Annotated in this window: 15 protein-coding genes and 1 pseudogene; 8 read left to right on the top strand and 8 right to left on the bottom strand. The window is 65.9% G+C overall.

The features are described from left to right. Positions 1 to 200 precede the first annotated feature (200 nt). Positions 201 to 2,744: a GmrSD restriction endonuclease domain-containing protein gene (locus D7044_RS14540; protein ID WP_120689241.1), complete on the top strand. Its 2,544-nt coding sequence runs from the start codon at positions 201 to 203 to the stop codon at positions 2,742 to 2,744. Between the two features lie 117 nt (positions 2,745 to 2,861). Next, entirely contained in the window at positions 2,862 to 5,015 is a 2,154-nt protein-coding gene (locus D7044_RS14535) for a DEAD/DEAH box helicase (RefSeq protein WP_120689240.1), read from the top strand. A gap of 242 nt (positions 5,016 to 5,257) precedes the next feature. Here the strand turns inward: D7044_RS14535 and D7044_RS14530 are convergent, their stop codons facing one another. The 5 genes from D7044_RS14530 to D7044_RS14510 all read right to left on the bottom strand — a co-directional run bounded on the left by D7044_RS14530 (position 5,258) and on the right by D7044_RS14510 (position 9,485). Further along, entirely contained in the window at positions 5,258 to 6,184 is a 927-nt protein-coding gene (locus D7044_RS14530; RefSeq protein WP_120689239.1) for an IS3 family transposase, read from the bottom strand. Continuing rightward, positions 6,181 to 6,492 carry a transposase gene (locus D7044_RS14525; protein ID WP_158609278.1) on the bottom strand — a complete coding sequence of 104 codons (312 nt, stop codon included), beginning with the start codon at positions 6,490 to 6,492 and terminating at the stop codon, positions 6,181 to 6,183. The genes D7044_RS14530 and D7044_RS14525 overlap by 4 nt, the downstream gene beginning before the upstream one ends. A 260-nt stretch (positions 6,493 to 6,752) precedes the next feature. After that, positions 6,753 to 7,439 (bottom strand): DUF6308 family protein, encoded by a 687-nt coding sequence (locus tag D7044_RS14520; RefSeq protein WP_120689238.1) that lies wholly within the window; start codon positions 7,437 to 7,439, stop codon positions 6,753 to 6,755. Next, positions 7,436 to 8,506, bottom strand: coding sequence for a PDDEXK family nuclease (locus D7044_RS14515; protein ID WP_120689237.1), 1,071 nt, complete (start codon positions 8,504 to 8,506; stop codon positions 7,436 to 7,438). Before D7044_RS14515 ends, D7044_RS14520 begins: the two co-directional genes overlap by 4 nt. 10 nt (positions 8,507 to 8,516) lie before the next feature. After that, the gene (locus D7044_RS14510; RefSeq protein WP_158610008.1) at positions 8,517 to 9,485 is read right to left on the bottom strand and encodes a DUF4268 domain-containing protein; all 969 of its coding nucleotides are present in this window, start codon (positions 9,483 to 9,485) and stop codon (positions 8,517 to 8,519) included. Between the two features lie 224 nt (positions 9,486 to 9,709). Between D7044_RS14510 and D7044_RS32640 the strand changes: the two genes are divergently transcribed. The 3 genes and pseudogenes from D7044_RS32640 to D7044_RS33555 form a co-directional block, all read left to right on the top strand. Next, positions 9,710 to 11,062 (top strand): HNH endonuclease, encoded by a 1,353-nt coding sequence (locus D7044_RS32640; RefSeq protein ID WP_199716626.1) that lies wholly within the window; start codon positions 9,710 to 9,712, stop codon positions 11,060 to 11,062. Positions 11,063 to 11,304: 242 nt separating this feature from the next. Continuing rightward, positions 11,305 to 12,591, top strand: coding sequence for an IS256 family transposase (locus tag D7044_RS14500; RefSeq protein WP_120689235.1), 1,287 nt, complete (start codon positions 11,305 to 11,307; stop codon positions 12,589 to 12,591). A gap of 158 nt (positions 12,592 to 12,749) precedes the next feature. Beyond that, positions 12,750 to 13,031, top strand: a pseudogene (locus tag D7044_RS33555) (NUDIX domain-containing protein); the annotation flags it as partial. Between the two features lie 251 nt (positions 13,032 to 13,282). On the opposite strand, the gene D7044_RS14495 reads toward D7044_RS33555, so the two are convergent. Both D7044_RS14495 and D7044_RS14490 read right to left on the bottom strand, forming a co-directional pair. Next, on the bottom strand, positions 13,283 to 13,483 hold the full coding sequence (locus tag D7044_RS14495) for a DUF397 domain-containing protein (protein ID WP_120689234.1): 201 nt from the start codon (positions 13,481 to 13,483) through the stop codon (positions 13,283 to 13,285). Next, positions 13,476 to 14,363: a helix-turn-helix domain-containing protein gene (locus D7044_RS14490; RefSeq protein ID WP_120689233.1), complete on the bottom strand. Its 888-nt coding sequence runs from the start codon at positions 14,361 to 14,363 to the stop codon at positions 13,476 to 13,478. Before D7044_RS14490 ends, D7044_RS14495 begins: the two co-directional genes overlap by 8 nt. Before the next feature lie 263 nt (positions 14,364 to 14,626). On the opposite strand from D7044_RS14490, the gene D7044_RS14485 reads away from it, so the two are divergent. Beyond that, a complete protein-coding gene (locus tag D7044_RS14485) occupies positions 14,627 to 14,917 on the top strand; it encodes a DivIVA domain-containing protein (protein WP_120689232.1) in 291 nt (96 codons plus the stop codon). After that, positions 14,866 to 15,165: a hypothetical protein gene (locus tag D7044_RS14480; protein ID WP_411710983.1), complete on the top strand. Its 300-nt coding sequence runs from the start codon at positions 14,866 to 14,868 to the stop codon at positions 15,163 to 15,165. The genes D7044_RS14485 and D7044_RS14480 overlap by 52 nt, the downstream gene beginning before the upstream one ends. Positions 15,166 to 15,305: 140 nt before the next feature. Here the strand turns inward: D7044_RS14480 and D7044_RS14475 are convergent, their stop codons facing one another. Further along, positions 15,306 to 15,794, bottom strand: coding sequence for a hypothetical protein (locus D7044_RS14475; protein ID WP_120689230.1), 489 nt, complete (start codon positions 15,792 to 15,794; stop codon positions 15,306 to 15,308). Positions 15,795 to 16,296: 502 nt separating this feature from the next. Here D7044_RS14475 and D7044_RS32395 point away from each other — a divergent pair. After that, a complete protein-coding gene (locus D7044_RS32395; protein WP_158610007.1) occupies positions 16,297 to 16,470 on the top strand; it encodes a hypothetical protein in 174 nt (57 codons plus the stop codon). Positions 16,471 to 16,664: the final 194 nt, after the last annotated feature.

Here is a 16,664-nt window from a genome sequence, read left to right as displayed (position 1 = left end):
GTTACGGCTCGCCGCGGTCACCCCACATGAGGAAGCAGGCGAGGCACGTCTTCAAGCGCAAGATGTGGCTGTCGGAAATCCGACGATGGGACTTCGCTGCCCGGCACCGTTTTCAGCCCTTCGGTGGTTGCTGTACCCGTCCATGATCTGATTGCGTAACCGGCTCAGGAGCGAGTTCATAGGCAACGGGGAGCCGGAGAATGGTCGCCGCACGCGAGACGACGCTGCAGGAACTGCTGGAGGGTGCGAAGCAGTACCAGGTACCGCTGTACCAGCGGACCTACTCCTGGACCAAGCCACAGCTGAAGCGGCTGTGGGACGACATCCTGAAGTTGGCCGAAGACCGGGCCCACGACCCGAAGGCCACACACTTCATCGGCTCGCTGGTGCTCGCCCCGAGCCCTGCCAACGGTCCCACGGGTGTCGCCGAGTACCTGGTCGTCGATGGGCAGCAGCGGCTCACCACGCTGACGATCCTGCTCTGCGCCATCCGCGATCACCGCGTTAAGCACGAAGACCCCATGCACCGTGACCGGCTCAATCAGCAGTACCTGATCAACCCGTGGAAACCGTCGTCGCAGACGCTGAAGCTCGTCCCCACCCAGGCCGACCGCGCCGCTTACCTGGCCTGCCTGGACTCCACGCCGCAGGCCGGAGGCGCGGACCCGGTCGGCGAGGCATATCGCTTCTTCACCGCTCAGTTGGCCACCGCCGACGATCCAGCCGATCCGTTCGACATCGAACGCATCGAGAGCGCGGTCATTTCTGGCCTCGCGCTGGTGTCGGTCACCGCTCAAGCCGGCGACAACGTGCACCGAATCTTCGAGTCGCTCAACAACACGGGTCTTAAACTCACTCAGGCCGACCTCCTGCGCAACTACCTGTTCATGCGGCTACCCACTATGGGCGAGGCGGTCTATCAGGCGCTGTGGCTGCCGTTGCAGGACCGGTTGACCCCGGCGGAGCTGGAACTACTTTTCTGGCTTGACCTGGTCCGCGATGACCCACGGGTCAAGCAGACCGACGTCTACGCGGCGCAGCAGGCCCGGCTCAACCGCCTTCGCTCCGAGGAAGAGATCGAGGCGGAGGTGCAGCGGTTCGGCCGCCTTGGCGTCCTCCTACGGACCATCCTCCATCCCAACGAGGAAAAGGACGCGGGCGTTCGGCGGCGGCTCGAACGGCTCAGCGCCTGGGGCACGACCACGATCTACCCGCTGCTGTTGCACTTGCTGGACCGCCGCGAACAGGGCAGAGCCACCGCCCAGCAGATCGCCTCGGCGATGCTCTACGTCGAGAGCTTTTTCGTCCGCCGGCTGCTAATCGGACGGGCCACGGCGAACATCAACCGGATCCTGCTCTCAGTGGTCACCGAAATGGACGCCGGCCTGCCGGTGGACGAGGCCGTCCGGGCCTACCTGTCGACTGGCCGCAAGTACTACGCCACCGACTCCAACGTACGGTCCGCGGTGCGGTCGATCCCGTACTACCTCAACGGCCGTCCCCAACAGCGCAACCTGGTTCTGCGCTGGCTTGAAGAGTCCTACGGCAGTAAAGAGCCGGTCGAACTGAACTCGCTTTCCATCGAGCACGTGCTGCCGCAGACTCCCACCTCCGAGTGGCGGCAGGTGCTGTCGGCTGACCTCGGCCCAGACGAGAACTTTGCCGAAGTGCACGAGGCCCTGGTGCACACGCTGGGCAACCTGACCTTGACCGGCTACAACTCGGAGCTGAGCAACAGCCCCTTCTCAGTGAAGCGGCTCCAGCTCTCGAGAAGCGGCATCCGGCTCAACCAGGAAATCGCCGCTCAGGACCGCTGGGGACGCGCGGAGATCCGCGTCCGCGCCGATGCTCTCGCCGATCGCATCATCTCCATTTGGCCAGGCCCCACGGAGCAAGCGAGCGACCAGTCGGACGTCCCCTGGGACCTCATGAACAAGGCCCTCGCCGAGCTTCCGGCCGGTTCCTGGACCACGTACGGCGATTTGGCCGCGCTCATCGGCAGCCACCCGGTGCCGGTAGGCGCCCGGCTTGCGACTTCCCCGGCGCCGAACGCTCATCGGGTGTTACAGGTCGAGGGAACTGTCTCGCCCAACTTCCGTTGGTCAGAACCGGACCGCAGGGACGACCCGCGGGACCTCTTGCGTGCAGAGGGCGTCACGTTCGACGAATACGGTCGCGCTGACCAGGCGCAGCGCATCAGCACGGAGGAGTTGGCGCAACTAGCCGGTGTGACGCCGGAGGACGTGCCCGAACGCCTGCCTCGACCCCGTGCGAACCAAGACCTGGACTTTGCCGACCGTTTCATCGAGCAGGTCACCGCGCTGCAGGGACCACAGGTTGCCACCGCCGTCCACGTGGTCCTCGATGCCTGGACAACGATGGGCGGGACCATCCTCTACGGCACCGGCGGGGAAACCTCCTGCTTCCTCATGGCAAGAGGCAGGCGACACGAGCTCGGCGACATCTGGCCCGCCGCGATCTACCCCAGCGGAAAGTTCGAGATCGTCTTCCAGCACATGAGCGTGCGCACGCCGTTCAACGACGTCATCCTCCGCGAGGAGTTCCGCCAGCGGTTAAACCAGCTACCAGACGTGGACATCGCCCAAGCCAAGATCGCGCTGCGTCCCGGCTTCCCGCTTACGGTCCTCGCCGACGCCGACGCGCGTGAGGCAGTTACCGACCACCTCCGCTGGTTCTACGACCATGCCCAGGCCCCCACAGCGGAGACGCTGATCATGGAATAGCTCCCGTGACGTGCGGGCGCAACCCAGGTGCCGGCGGTGCAGGCTCGCGGGCAGGCGGGCCTGGTCGTAGCCGTTGGTGCCGCCGACCCACCACACCCAACCCCGAGAGGTTTACCCGTGCCTCAGCTCGCCTTCGCAAACACCTTCTGGGAGAGCTACGACGTCCTGGAGAAGCCAATCAAGGCCGGTGTACGCAAGGCGATGGCAAAGTTCCAACAGCTCACCATCGCCGAGTTGTACGCCGATAAGGGCCTGCACCTCGAATCGGTGAACAACGCCCGTGACCCGCGGATGCGAACGATCCGGGTCAACGACTTCTGGCGCGGAGTCGTGCTGGCACCCGACGATGGCAGCGACACCTTCCTTCTGCTGAGCGTCGTGCCACACGACAGCGCGTACACCTGGGCGGCGAAGCGGCTCTATACGATTAACACCGCCACCCGCGCGTTGGAGGTCCGTAACGCTATCGCCATCGAGCAGCTCACGCCGACACTCGAAAGGGCCGCGAAGCAGGCCCCAACACTGCTCTTCGCCGACCACTCCGACACCATGCTGGGGGACCTCGGCATCGACAAACAGGTGTTGCGGGCGGTCCGCACGATCGTCGACAAGCCGCAGCTCGAAGCCTTCGGCATGCTTCTGCCCGAGGACCAGTTCGAGGTGCTGCGGTACCTCGCCGAAGGCTTCTCTGCCGACGAGGTCTACCGCGACATCGTCGCGGAGCGGCGCCCGGCCGACGCCACGCCAGAGCCGAACGAGAGCCTGGCCGAGGCGATCGCCAACACGAAGAGCCGAATCACGCTGGTGACCCGGCCAGACGAGCTCGCCGAGATCCTCGACAAGCCTTTTGCCGCCTGGCGGGTGTTCCTGCACCCGTCCCAGCGGCGTGTCGCGTACCGGGTGTCGTATAACGGGCCGGCGCAGGTGACCGGCGGCCCGGGAACGGGAAAGACGGTGGTGGCCCTGCACCGGGTCAAGCACCTGCTGTCGCGATCCGCGGAGAGCCGGGTGCTGCTCACCACGTACACCAATGCCCTGGCCACGAATCTGCGAGAGAACCTGGCGCTACTCCTCGGCGACGCCGAGCTGTTGGCGAGGGTCGAGGTGACCACGGTGAACGCCGTTGCTCACCGTACGGTGCGCGCACTCGCCGGCCGGGTGCCAACTCCAATCGGGGACGCGGACGAGCGGCAGATCTGGCGGCAGGTGTGCCGCCGCCTCACCCTGCCGTGGACCGAGCAGTTTCTCGCTCAGGAGTTCCGGCACGTCGTGCTCGCTCACGATGTGCGTACTCGGGAGGAGTACCGCGAGGCCAGCCGGCGGGGGAGGGGGACTGCGCTGGGCCCGCGGCAACGCGACCGGGTTTGGGAAGCGGTGGAGATGTTCTCGGCAGAACTGTCAGAAGCCGGAAGCTTGACGCACCTGCAGTTGTGCGCGCAAGCTGCCGACCTGCTCAGGAAAGCTGACCTGACCGTCCATGGCTACGACCATGTGGTGGTCGATGAGGCGCAGGACCTGCACCCCGCGCAGTGGCGCGTGTTGCGAGCCGCAGTAGGCCTCGGCGCTGACGATTTGTTCATCACGGGCGACCCGCACCAACGCATTTACGACTCCCGGGTTTCGCTGGCGGCACTTGGGATCTCCGTCGCCGGGCGCAGTAGCCGGCTACGCGTCAACTACCGCAGCACCGAGGAAATCCTGTCCTGGTCCACCCGGCTGCTCGTCGGGGCGCGAGTCGAGGACTTGGGCGGTGAGGGCGCGGACAGCCTAACCGGTTACCGGTCGCTGCTGCACGGCAAGCGTCCGAGCGCTCACGGGTACCCCACGACGAAGGCAGAGATCACTGCGCTCGCGAAGCGTGTGGGGGAGTGGCTGGAGCACGGCGTACAGCCGAGCGAGATCGCGGTCTGCGCGCGGTTCAACACCCTGCTTACCAGCGTGCACGACGAGCTGACCGCCGCGGGAATCCCCGCCGTGCGCGTGCGGGATCAGCCGGGCGCGGACGTCCAAGGCGTGCGGCTCGCCACCATGCACGTCATGAAGGGCCTCGAGTTCCGCTGCGTCGCCATGGTGGGCGTAACCGCCCGGGCGGTGCCATTCGCTAAGGAGGTCACGCCGCCCGACGTGGACCAGATGCAGCACGACAACGACCTCCTCAGAGAACGTTGCCTGCTCTTCGTTGCCAGCACCCGTGCAAGGGAAGCGCTGCACGTTACATGGACCGGACAGCCCAGCCCATTCCTGCCAGCCGCCGCCGACGAACCCCGTTAGGTTCCGAACCTCGAGGCGGCACCAAAGCCACCGTCCTGGTGCACGGATCGTCCATACCGATACCACACGCTGCGGTGTTTGCCTCGCTCGAGCAACTTCAGGTCGTGAACGAGCACCCGCCCAGGGGCCATCGGGCCTCCCGCGGTTGACCGAGTGCGTACTGAGCCGGCCGCGATGGTCGAGTTGGCACACGGGGTGCGGCGGCGGCCGAGTGAGTTCCCCCCGCTTTGATGGAGCGGTGGTTACCTGCTGCCGGCTGGCGCAGGGTCGGCGATAGTTGGTTCGGCTGGTTCGGTCTGGCGGCTGTGCCAGGCGGTCTCGTACTCGTTCGGGCTGAGGTAGCCCAGTTCCTTCTGGATGCGGCGGGTGTTGTACCAGCCGTCGATGTAGGCAAAGATCGCGTTCTCGGCTTCGTCGCGGGTCCGCCAGCTTGTGCGGTAGACGAGTTCGATCTTCAGCGCTGACCAGAAATTCTCCATCAGGGCGTTGTCGTAGCTGTCGCCGACGGAGCCCATCGAGGGCAGGATTCCGTTGTCCTGCAAACGTTCCGCGAAGCGGAACGACGTGTAGTTCGACCCGCGGTCGCTGTGGTGGATCAACTGGCCGTCGCGGACGTCGCGGGACCAGATGCCGTATTCGAGGGCGGCGAGGATCAGGTCGGTGTCGCAGCGGTCGGAAGTCTTCCACCCGACGATCCGGCGGGAGAACGCGTCACGGACCGCGGCGAGCCAGAACACGCCTTCGCCGCAGGGAATGCGGGTGGCGTCGGCGACCCAGAGCCGGTTCGGCCCGTCGGCGGTGAACTGTCGGTTGACCAGATCCGGCGCTGGCGTGTGCCGTGGGTCCTGCTTCGTGGAGCCGCCGCGCCAGCCTCGACGCAGGAACGCCCCCTGCCATCCCTGGCCGGCCATCAACCGCTCGACGCGCTTGCGGCCCACACGGATGCCGTCGCGGTGTAGCTGCCGGTGGACCCGGTCCGCGCCGTAGGTGCGCCCAGAGGTCTCCCAGATCTCGTGGATGTTGGAGACCAGCCCCAGGTCGACCACGTCGCGGTCGCAGGGCTGCTCGGCCTGCTTCACCCACGCGTAATAGGTCGAGGCGCCGATGTTCAGAACCCGTAGCAGGAGCGCGACCGCGAACTGGTCACGGTGTTCGTGGACGAACCTCATGACCGTCGCCGGGTCGGGTCGAGCTCCGCCGCGAAATACGCGCTCGCGGCCTTCAGGATCTCGTTCGCCCGCCGCAACTCGGCGACCTCCCTGCGCAGACGGCGGTTCTCCTCCGCCATCTCGCTGGTCGGCCGGTCGTGACGCTCACCCATGTCAGCTTCAGCCTGCCGGATCCAGTTTCTGAGCGCCTCGTGATGCACGCCAAGCTGCTCAGCCAGACGCCGGATCACCGGCTTCGGGTCCGACTCGCGGTACAAACGCACAGCGCGCTGACGTAGCTCATCGGGGTACTTCTTCGGTGCTGCCACGGACGACTTCCTCCCCACGGCCATCAGACCATGATCAAGAAGCTCCACGAAAGCGGGGGTAGCTCAGAGCAAGCCGGCGATCTGACCACGGCGGCATGGGCCAACCCGGGGCCGCCCTTACTAAACAAGATCACGGGCAGCTGCTCTCGCGTTGGCGAACATCTTGTCGACGGCTCCGACAAACTCGAGGCTGGGCATCGCGCTCCGCCGCAGCCGATGAGAACCAACGCCATCTAGTGCCAGCCGCTCACCCTGCCGTCTCAAACGTCTCCGGGGAACGCATCGTGCGACCAGGCCAGGATGTCGAGAATGCGCACATCGGTCAGGCGATTCGCCGCCTCGACGACATCGGGATCGAAGTGCTGGCGGGCAGCTGCCCGCAGTGCAGCGAGGCCCTCGCCTGCTCGCAGTACGTCCAGCCGATACGCCGCCCAGAATGCTCGCCTCTTCGGCGCGTGCGGCGAGCCTGCCGACCGCAGCTCGTCGGCCGCCTGCATCGCGGCCGCCCGATAGAGCCTGAGCAGTTTGCTGTCAAGGATGACGAAGAGAGCCGGCCGCATCAAGTGCAGGCACTTACTGACCTTTGCGTGGCCGAGCCCCTCCGGCCGCTGCTGAAAGAAGTGTTCGTAAAGCCGCAGCATGCGAGCATAGAGGCCATCTGGCTCGACCGGATCGGCGTCGTGGAGCCGGGCGTCGATCGGCACGTCCTGCCACGGCGCGCTGTCGCTGAGCTGCAGCAGGCGCTCCTCCTGCTTCCGGCTGATCCTGCTGTTCATCCATGGCCATCTCGTCGCCTTGATTAGCTGCGGTGTCAGGCTCCGGCTGGTTCCGGCGAGCCCGTCGTAGTGCTGGAGGGTTTTGCGGTGACTCTGGCAGTAGCCGACGAAGGTGGCGAGAGGGTCGGGAACTACGTGACCCGCGACCGCGATCGGCACGACGGCGTTCACGCTTGCTCACCCGTGGATTCGCGCGTCGCTCGCTGGAAGCTGACTTTGGCCTCCGGGAATCTGTCCCGCAACGTGATCAGGGTGGGTTCTGTGTTGCGGCCCCACATTTTCCGGATCACCCACGTCTTGCCGTCCTCCACGATGGCGTGCTCGGTGAACCAGCGGCTGACCTCTACCCCTGGATACTGTTCCGCGAGGGCAGCCTGCACCTGGTCTTCGCTGTGGTGCTCTCCCACTAGCGGCCGAAACCGCCCCGGTGTGAGAACACCACCGATGGTGGAGGCGTTGACCCCCCGCTCGATTAGATTCTGAAGCATTAGTCGCACCGCGCGCCGCTTGTTCTCGTCCGGCAGCACCTGGCCGTCGACCACAATGTGGTAGCGGGTCCAGCCGCGCTTGTCAGTGCCGCGCCGCTCCTGCTCGGCGACCTTGCGGCCGACCCGGATCTGGTAGTCGGCCGCCTCTGGCAGGGGAATGACCTGCTGGATGTCCAGCAGGATTCGGCCGTCGATCAGGTACGGGATGAGCCTGACGCAGCGTACGTCCATGCCGTTGAACCGGTTGAGCCAGAGCACCGCGGTTGTCAACTCGCGCCCGAAGTCCGCGGAGACGAGCACGATCCGTACGTCCGACGAGATGATCGGAGGCTCGTCGGTATCGCCAAGATCGAGCCAAGCGAGCAGGTCGACTCGGGCGTCGACGTCGTCGTGCGGCCGTACCCGAGACAGGTAGTCGTCGTAGGCTGCGACGACTTCGTCGAAGCTCATCGCGGACACCATGGCGGCATAGCGGAGAGCCTGCAGCTCCATGTGCCCACCGCCGTCGGTGCGCTTCAGCTCGATGACGACCAAGTGCCCAGTCTTGTCCACGGCCAGAAGGTCAACTCGCCGGCGGGAGTCCTCCCAGTTACCGAACTCCTCAGCGATGACGAGCAGATCCGGACTCAGGACGGCGATGTCGTCGCGAAGGAGCCGTTGCAGGTCGTCGCGCTCGTATATGCCGAGAGCGGCGAAGCGAGCGTTGTCGTGTCGACGCAGCCGGTCGCCATCGATCTCGTACAGCGGCACACAGTCCTCCTCAGGCGGAGATCAAGGCGGACAGGCCACCAGCGTCGGACACCGCCTGCCGAAGGCGCAACTGGGCGGCGATGAACCACTCGACGTACTCATCCCAGTCGTCAGTGTCGGTGATCTCGCCGGTCCGGTACTCCGCGATACGGCACCCCTTGCGGGCTGCGAGCGGCTCGAAGGACAGAGCCGGGTACGACGGTTCGAGCTTGGCTCGGGCGGCGGCGAACCGTTGGTCGTTGACCGCAGTGTCGGGGTCTTGGAAGAAGATCTCGCTGCCTAGCCCTAATCTGCCAAATGTGCAGGCGAACGACACCCCACTCATACCGCTCGGCAGCGACTGCCAGTTCTGCGGCAGCCCCTTGACCGACGTCGTCCACTGCAGCCCTCGGCCGCGAACAACGTCCAGGAACTTGCTCCAGAATCCCTGGTACGCGAGGCTCTTGCTGCTCATCGTCGCGTCAGCCTGGGCTAGGGACTTCACCTTCTTGCCCCAGTCGTTCGGCTGTACGACCAGGCGCATCAGCGGCGCCGGCAGCGAGGTGCCGATCCGGACTGCGCTGATCTCGATGCCGAAGAAGCGGGTGTTCTCGTCGGTCCTGTTGTTCAGCCAGTCCAGGGCCGACCGGTGCTCCTCACGGAAGCTCGTCGCGATCCACACTACGTTCACCGGATCGGTGCCGCCAGCGTACGTGAGCAACTGACCGAGATGGCTATGGTCGGTCCTCTCCAGCTGGTTTTCGATGATGACGGTCTCGTTCGTCGCCTCATCGACCCCCATGAGATCCAGCGAGAAGCCGCCGACCGGATGCTCTGCGGCCGACAGGGACAGCTGCATCCCGAGTGCCTCGCCGAGCACCTCGGCATTGGCGAGTAGCCACGGTGTGAACGTGTGCGCCTCGTGTTTCCACACCGTGCGGATGTCTACTGCGTCGAGCGTGCCGAGTTGGGGTAGAGCCTCAGCTTCCACTGCCGTCATAGGGCCGACCGTACCGGCTGTCGCCCAAACGGCCTTACCCACGTGATGGCAGGCCTCGCTACGGCCGGTCAGTGAGCATGGCCGTGATGGCCGTCGCCGGTCGGCCGAATGGACCGAACCCAACCCGCTCTGGGATGCGGGGCAGCTCAAATTCCCAAGATTCACTAGCATCACGCTCTTCCGGCGGCGATCCGCCCTCGGCCTGGGCGTGAGGAGTGGGTGAGATGCCACGCGGCAGCAAGAGCCAGTTCGACCGGTTGCTGGAAGGTCCGTACTACGACGCGGTGGTGGCGGCGAACCATGCGTACCTGAGGGCGGCCATTCCCGACGCGGCAGCCACTGAACGGGAATTCTGGGCGCTTTCCTGCCTGCCGAACACCCCGACCAGGCCACGTCGGCTCTCCGCTGTCTCGATGAAAACTATGGAAACCTTTGTGCTGCACGAGCCCCGTCAGGGGGACAAGATGCCTGAGGGTTTCGTCGTTGTTCGACGATCAACATTCAGGCGACATTGGGCGAGCCGCCGAGCGCTCAGCAGAACGTTTCCTGGGCTTATTGAGGAGCCTTCCGACTACGAGGACGGCGGCGACGACCAGGCCCGGATCGCCGGCCGGTACGACCGGTTGATCCTTGCTCTAGCTGACGAGCGCTTTGCGGCTGCCGTACGCGACCTGGTGGCACCGCTGCTGGTTGTCAGGACGATGCATGGCGCCGGTCACAGCTATGCCCTCGTCGACCACGTGCTCGACCGTGCCTCCCGGCCATCAGAGTGGATCTACCCGGTCAACGAGGAGAGCGAGAACTGGGGCGATGACCGAGGCGTCCTAGAAACCTTCCGCTCCGTTCGCGAAGGTGACGTGGGCGAGTGGTATCTGTCATCGTGCTTCCATCAAATCAGGGCTGGCGACCGGATCTGGGTCTATGCCACCACGCCGCACCGGCGGATCCTGGCCGCAGGCATCGCATGGTCGGACCCGTACGAGGTCGCCGACGAGGAGACGGCATACTGGCGGCTGGACATTCGGTGGGACATTCCGCTTACCCGCTTCCTGCTTGCGACCGAGACGGCCGGGCCGGAGATCCTCGAAGCGAGGGTGCCGCAGGTACGCGCGATGCAGCCGGCCGAGTCAGCGAAATTGTCGGCGTTTCTCGCCGATCGTCAGGCACCGGAACCGGCGAGGCTGCCAGCTGGGCGGCGGCGACGGCTAGCCCAGGTCACCGCCCGCCAGGGCCAGGCCGACTTCCGGCGTCGGCTCATGGCGGCATATGACGGGCGGTGCGCGATTACCGGCTGCGACGTCGAAGCCGTCCTCCAGGCCGCGCACATCGACCCGTACAACGGGCCGGCCACCAACCGAGTCACCAACGGCCTGTTGCTCCGCGCCGACCTGCACAACCTCTTCGATCGCGGCTTTCTGTGGATCGACGGGCGGTATCGAGTGCGAATCGCCGAAGGCCTTGACCACTACGCCGACCTTGACGGCCAACTCTTGCAACAGGTGACGACCGACGCTCGCCCGGACAAGGAGGCGCTAGCCCGCCACCGCAGCGAAGCGGTCAAGCGCATCGGCCGCTAACCGAGCCTCCGCGGACGGACAGGCGCGACTCCAGACCATGACGTCAGGCGACGCCGCGTTTGTCTTCTCGGCCACTCACGACGTCTACTGCGTCCACGCAGCGTCGCCGGTACCTCGGCGGCCACTAACGCCATACTGCTCTGCACCGACGGCTTCGCTCGGCTGATAACCGGGGTCTGTGGATCTAAAGGTGTTTCCGGCCTGACCTGCCAGGCGTTGTGCCTGGTGAGGAGGGTGCCGTGATGACCGCGACACTGAACGACCAGACCGGAGGCAGGAAGCGGCCCGAGCCGTCGGCGGAGGCGAAGGCCGCCGCCGAGCTGGTCCGGGCGGCAAAGGAACAGGGGCTGTCGCTGACCGGCCCGGACGGGCTGCTGAGGCAGTTGACCAAGACGGTCCTGGAGACCGCGGTGAACGAGGAGATGACTGAGCACCTCGGCTACGAAAAACACGACCAGGCCGGCGCCGGGACAGGCAACGTCCGCAACGGCACCCGGTCGAAGACGGTCCTGACCGACACGACCGGTGCGGTGCAGATCGACGTGCCCCGGGACCGGGCGGGCACCTTCGAGCCCCAGATCGTGCGTAAGCGGCAGCGCCGCCTGTCGGGCGTCGACGAGGTCGTGTTGTCGCTGTATGCCAAAGGGCTGACCACGGGCGAGATTTCGGCGCACTTCGCCGAGATCTATGGGGCCTCGGTCAGCAAGGAGACGATCTCGCGGATCACCGACAAGGTGATCGAGGAGATGACCGACTGGTCGCACCGGCCCTTGGATGAGATTTACGCGGCGGTGTTCATCGACGCGATCGTGGTCAAGGTTCGGGACGGGCAGGTCGCCAACCGGCCGTTCTACGCCGCGATCGGGGTCACCCTCGACGGGGAGAAGGACATCCTCGGGTTGTGGGCCGGCGCGGGTGGTGAGGGCGCGAAGTTCTGGATGAGTGTGCTGACCGACCTGCGCAACCGCGGCGTGAAGGACGTGTTCTTCCTCGTCTGCGACGGCCTCAAAGGGTTGCCAGAGGTCGTGACGAACGTGTGGCCCCGCACGGTGGTGCAGACGTGCATCATCCATCTGATCCGCAACACGTTCCGGCTGACCTCCCGCAAGTACTGGGACGCGCTGAAGCACGACATCAAACCGATCTACACCGCCGTCAACGCCGACGCCGCCCGGGCCGCGTTCGACGACCTCACCGAGAAGTGGGGCGGCCGGTATCCGGCGGTGATCCGCTTGTGGGACAACGCCTGGGCCGAGTTCATCCCGTTCCTCGACTACGACGTCGAAATCCGGCGGGTGATCTGCTCGACCAACGCGATCGAATCATTGAACGCCCGCTACCGGCGGGCGATCAAGGCCCGCGGCCACTTCCCCAACGAGCAGGCCGCGTTGAAGTGTCTGTACCTGGTGACCCGGTCCCTGGACCCCACCGGAGCAGGCAGAACCCGATGGACGATGCGCTGGAAACCCGCGTTGAACGCCTTCGCCATCACCTTCAGCGACCGCTTCCCAGCCGCTGAAACCTACTAACCAAGATCGCCGGAAACACCCTTAGCGAGACAGCCCCCAAGAGTGGGCAGATGTCGTCACCGATGCTCTGGAGCACGGGCTGCCGTGCCTGGAACAGCTGATCCGAGAGGTCGAGAGCACGGACGGTGGCACCGGTAGCCGGTTCAAGTGTGCCGACGATGCTGCCCTTGTGCTGCGAACCACGAACTGAGCCCGCGCCTGACGGAGCACGCATGAAATGGACGCCCCCGTACCTCGTCGAACGGAACGGGGATACCTCGAATACCCACTACCGATTTCCCGTGAAGCTCGTAGTCGACTACCACGGTCGGGTACCGCTGGGTCTGCTGCGGAACGAGCGAGACGAGTGGGAGTTGCCAGGCGGCAAGCTTGAAGTCGGCGAAACAGCCGCGGACGGGGTGTGCCGGGCGGTCGCGGACGAACTCGGCCTCACCGTGACCCGCGTCGATCACCGATTCGTGATCTGTGAGAGCCCTGCCATCCGACATGTCCTGGTCGTCAGCTACGGCGCCAAGTACCTCGGCAATGAGCAGCTGGTGTACTCCGCCGAAGCACGAGGAGCTTGGCGTGTTCAGCTACGACGACCTGCCGGCATTGCACATGCCGGAGCAGTACAAAGCGACCATCGCTCGCTGGCACCGGCGGAATTCGGCCCCGGGTGGCGTCCTCTGACTGCCAGCAGCGATGGAGGCTACGAGTCGGACCGGGCGCGGGCGTGTGCGACGAACCGCCCCCAGGCGGCGGGATCGAACGTCAACGTCGGGCCTTCGGGATTCTTGGAGTCGCGGACGGCGACGATGCCGGAGAGGTTGGTGGCGACCTCGACGCAGTCCCCGCCGTTGTCGCCGCTGCGGGTGCTCTTGCGCCAGACGGCGCCACTCAGGTCAGTCATGCCGCAACTCCCCAGCGATTCGCTTGATCATGTCTCTCGATTCTGCCTCACCTAACGCAAGGGCTTCCACACCGTTCCAGGTGTTCTGGTAGGCGGCGAGCTCGTCAGGCTTGTCAAGGTAGAGCGCGCCGGTCAGCGATTCGCTGTAGACGACGGACGGTTCAGGTGCCGCTCGTCCACCCCTCGTAGCCGGAAAGTCGAGGATGACGAAGGATCCGGCTACCGCTCCGGGGTGTGGTCCAGCCACAAGCGGGACCACGCGCACCGACACGTTCGGCAGCTCCGAAGCCTCAAGAAGGTGGATGAGTTGACCAGTCATGACGCGAGTTCCACCAACCGGCCGACGGAGCACAGCCTCCGAGAGTAGCGCCTCCAACTGCGGCGGCTTCGGTAGGCGCCGAGTTAAGAGGTCTTGGCGCTGCATGCGCACCTCAACGGCGCGCTCCCGCTCCTCGGTACTAAGCCGGCTGCCCGCGTGATACAGCCCCAGCGCGTACTCGCGCGTTTGGAGCAGCCCAGGGACCAACGATTCGTCGTAGCGGCGTAGGTGAGACGCGGCGGACTCCAGGCCCACGTAGAGCTCGAACCAGGTTGGCACCGCGTCCCCGTACGCATGCCACCAGCCCTTTGACTTAGTCTCCGCGGCGAGGCCCTTCATCGCCTCAGACATCTCGTCCGAGACGCCGTAGAGCTCGCACATGGCTTTGACGTCGAGCACCCGGACCGCGCCGAGGCCGGATTCGATGCGCCAGATTTTCTGCCGGCTGTATTCGAGGGCCTCGGCGGCGGCGTCGAGGGTAACGCCGGCTTCGGTGCGGTACTGGCGCAGCAGCCGGCCGAGTTGGCGGCGCGGCACGGTCGATCCGATGTCCTCGGCCATCTGGGCACTCCTTGGTTCCGTCCTGCAACAACATGTGACGTCGCTCTGCAACTCCTACAGGTTGCAATAAAGAAAGTCAATGAATCTAGCAGAAAGTCCGGGGTGGAACGTTGCGTGCGGACCGCTCATCGTCCGATGCTGAGCACCATCGGCTGCGTCGCCGTACCGCTGAACGAAGCTGTGGTGGCGCGGCCGGGGTGGGGCGATCGCGGGGGAGGGCGGGGCCCCACCCCATCCAGTCGACGACGGAAGGCGGACCCGAGATGACTCAGCGAACAGACCAGGGAAGTGCGACACCGCACCGATCCACGGCCTACACCAGTCTGCTGCCTTGGCAGGTGCGGGAGCGAAGGTTCCAGCCTGTCGGGCTCGCACGCCGCAACCTCGACCCCGACGACGTCTACACCTTCCTCGACCGAGTCGCGGGCGACATGGCTGCCATCTATGCGGCGCTGGCCGCCAGCCGCCGAGAGAACGCCGTCATCAAGGACGCCCTGCGCCGATGGCAGTCCGACCAGGCCCGCGCGCGCGAGGCCCGGGAGCACGAGCGGTGAGCCGGCGCTACGTGATCCACCTGCCCGTCGTGGCCGTCGACTTGACGGCTGCCCAGCGCCTGGCCCGGGTCGTCGGCCGCTGGATGACTGTGCTGCCGATGATGGACCCGGGGGAGATAACGGTCTCCGAAGAGGACCATCAGTTCCTCCGGCACCGCGTTTTCTGCGACCAGCTGATGCCCGGCGGCCGACGCTGCCAGCTCCGCGCCGACCACGACGGCGAATGCACCCGCCGCCTCCGCCGCTGACTGTCTCCGTGAAAACTGCGTACTCCGGCGGGGTTTGGTCCCCGACCAAACCGGTTCGAGCAACTGGAGGAGCCGCGTCGCCGCCGGCTCGGGGCTGAAGATCCGGAGCCGGCGGTCGTAAGAGCTCCGAGCCTCGCCAGTCAGCTGGCGGTTGAGCCCAAGTCATGGCCGCTGAGGACATGGATGAGCTCGTCGTCGCGAGTCACCTTGTAACCGCGTAGGCGCAGTTCCGCCACGAGGTCGGCTTCGCAGTCGAGTGGGATGTCGAGGTACTCGCCGCTGTGAACCGTGACCTGACGCTTCCCGTACCGGTCCTGTAGATCCTGAGGCAGCACCGTGAACGCCCGCTCGGTGACCATCGGCGGCCAGTTCCCGTCCGCGACTGCACTCACCTGGGTGATGTCGAAGGGCTTGTCGTCGGCGTACCCGTCCCGCGGGTCGTGGTAGTCGGGACCTGCTGGGCTCCACAGGTGTGTCATCGGAACCTGCCGGGCTTCACCCCACGTGCGTGCGGCACCGAGCGCCTTGATCTCTTCGGCCTCCTCGGCCGCGGTGGCGGCGTCGGCGATGGCGAGGCAGTCGTGTGACTGGGTGTATCCGTACACGAGGTGCTGGTTGAGCGTCGTCACGGCTGACATCCTGCCCCAGGCCTACGCCTCTCAAGATCGACAAAAAGGTCCGGGTCGGTACCCGGTCGGATGATTGCTGGGCTGGCGGTTCCTGGCGTCGCCTTTGGATGGACGCCTGTCCAACGGGAGGTACACGCTTGCGCGTCGTCGACGACGCTCAGCTTGCGGTCGGGCTGCACACGGCGGGCGTTCATCACTTTCTTGATGAAGAACCTGTTGCGTCGATATGTCACCTCCCGTCGGCGGCGCCGTAACAGGAGGGCTACCACCTGCCCACGGTGTCAGCGATGGCCCGGATGGTCAGCGATGATCGCGAAGAGACAACGGCACCCCACGCTCCGGTAAGCGATCTTGTCCGCTTGGGCCAGCCTCCCGTAGCGCCGCCACCCCTAGCCTGCCTGGCAAAGCCAAGCAGACTACTGCCCATGCCAGACGACCGTGGGCAAGCGGCTGGTGCTGCCACGAGCGGTGCCGCCCGGCCCCGCAGACGACGGGGGTCACTGTGGGAGCGGAGCGCAAGCTCGTCAAAGTCGTGCAGCAGGCGTTATCGCAGGGGCCGATGCCGCGGGACGCCTTACTCGCGGCCCTCGGGCAAGCTGGCCTGCGCATTGACAGCAGCGACCTCTACATCACCTGCGCGATGCATGGGCTGGCCGACCTGCAGGGCGACAATTGAGTGCCGCGAGGCTGGGCCGCCCCGGTGGTAGAGACGACATCGTCGACCACCAGCCGCTGCCCGTCCGAGCCGCCCGCTCATGCGGTTCGAGGCCGAGGGTGATCTTGGGCTGGCCGAGGGCGCCCAAGCGACACAAGCCTGGTCCTGCCTATTGGCGTGGGAGACCTCGCGGCAGCCATCGGGCCTCAACCTCT

Origin of the sequence: Micromonospora musae (genome assembly GCF_003626635.1) — a bacterium.
GTDB lineage: Bacteria > Actinomycetota > Actinomycetes > Mycobacteriales > Micromonosporaceae > Micromonospora > Micromonospora musae.
The sequence above is the reverse complement of the archived record's forward strand: the minus strand, read 5'-3'. Positions and strand labels throughout refer to the sequence as shown.

What these genes read in the sequence shown, in the direction of transcription:
- D7044_RS14510 (WP_158610008.1), bottom strand. Translation starts at nt 9,485, where the DNA reads ATGACGGCAGTGGAAGCTGAGGCTCTACCCCAACTCGGCACGCTCGAC.
- D7044_RS14500 (WP_120689235.1), top strand. Translation starts at nt 11,305, where the DNA reads ATGACCGCGACACTGAACGACCAGACCGGAGGCAGGAAGCGGCCCGAG.
- D7044_RS14485 (WP_120689232.1), top strand. Translation starts at nt 14,627, where the DNA reads ATGACTCAGCGAACAGACCAGGGAAGTGCGACACCGCACCGATCCACG.
- D7044_RS14480 (WP_411710983.1), top strand. Translation starts at nt 14,866, where the DNA reads ATGGCAGTCCGACCAGGCCCGCGCGCGCGAGGCCCGGGAGCACGAGCG.
- D7044_RS14540 (WP_120689241.1), top strand. Translation starts at nt 201, where the DNA reads ATGGTCGCCGCACGCGAGACGACGCTGCAGGAACTGCTGGAGGGTGCG.
- D7044_RS14490 (WP_120689233.1), bottom strand. Translation starts at nt 14,363, where the DNA reads ATGGCCGAGGACATCGGATCGACCGTGCCGCGCCGCCAACTCGGCCGG.
- D7044_RS32640 (WP_199716626.1), top strand. Translation starts at nt 9,710, where the DNA reads ATGCCACGCGGCAGCAAGAGCCAGTTCGACCGGTTGCTGGAAGGTCCG.
- D7044_RS14495 (WP_120689234.1), bottom strand. Translation starts at nt 13,483, where the DNA reads ATGACTGACCTGAGTGGCGCCGTCTGGCGCAAGAGCACCCGCAGCGGC.
- D7044_RS14530 (WP_120689239.1), bottom strand. Translation starts at nt 6,184, where the DNA reads ATGAGGTTCGTCCACGAACACCGTGACCAGTTCGCGGTCGCGCTCCTG.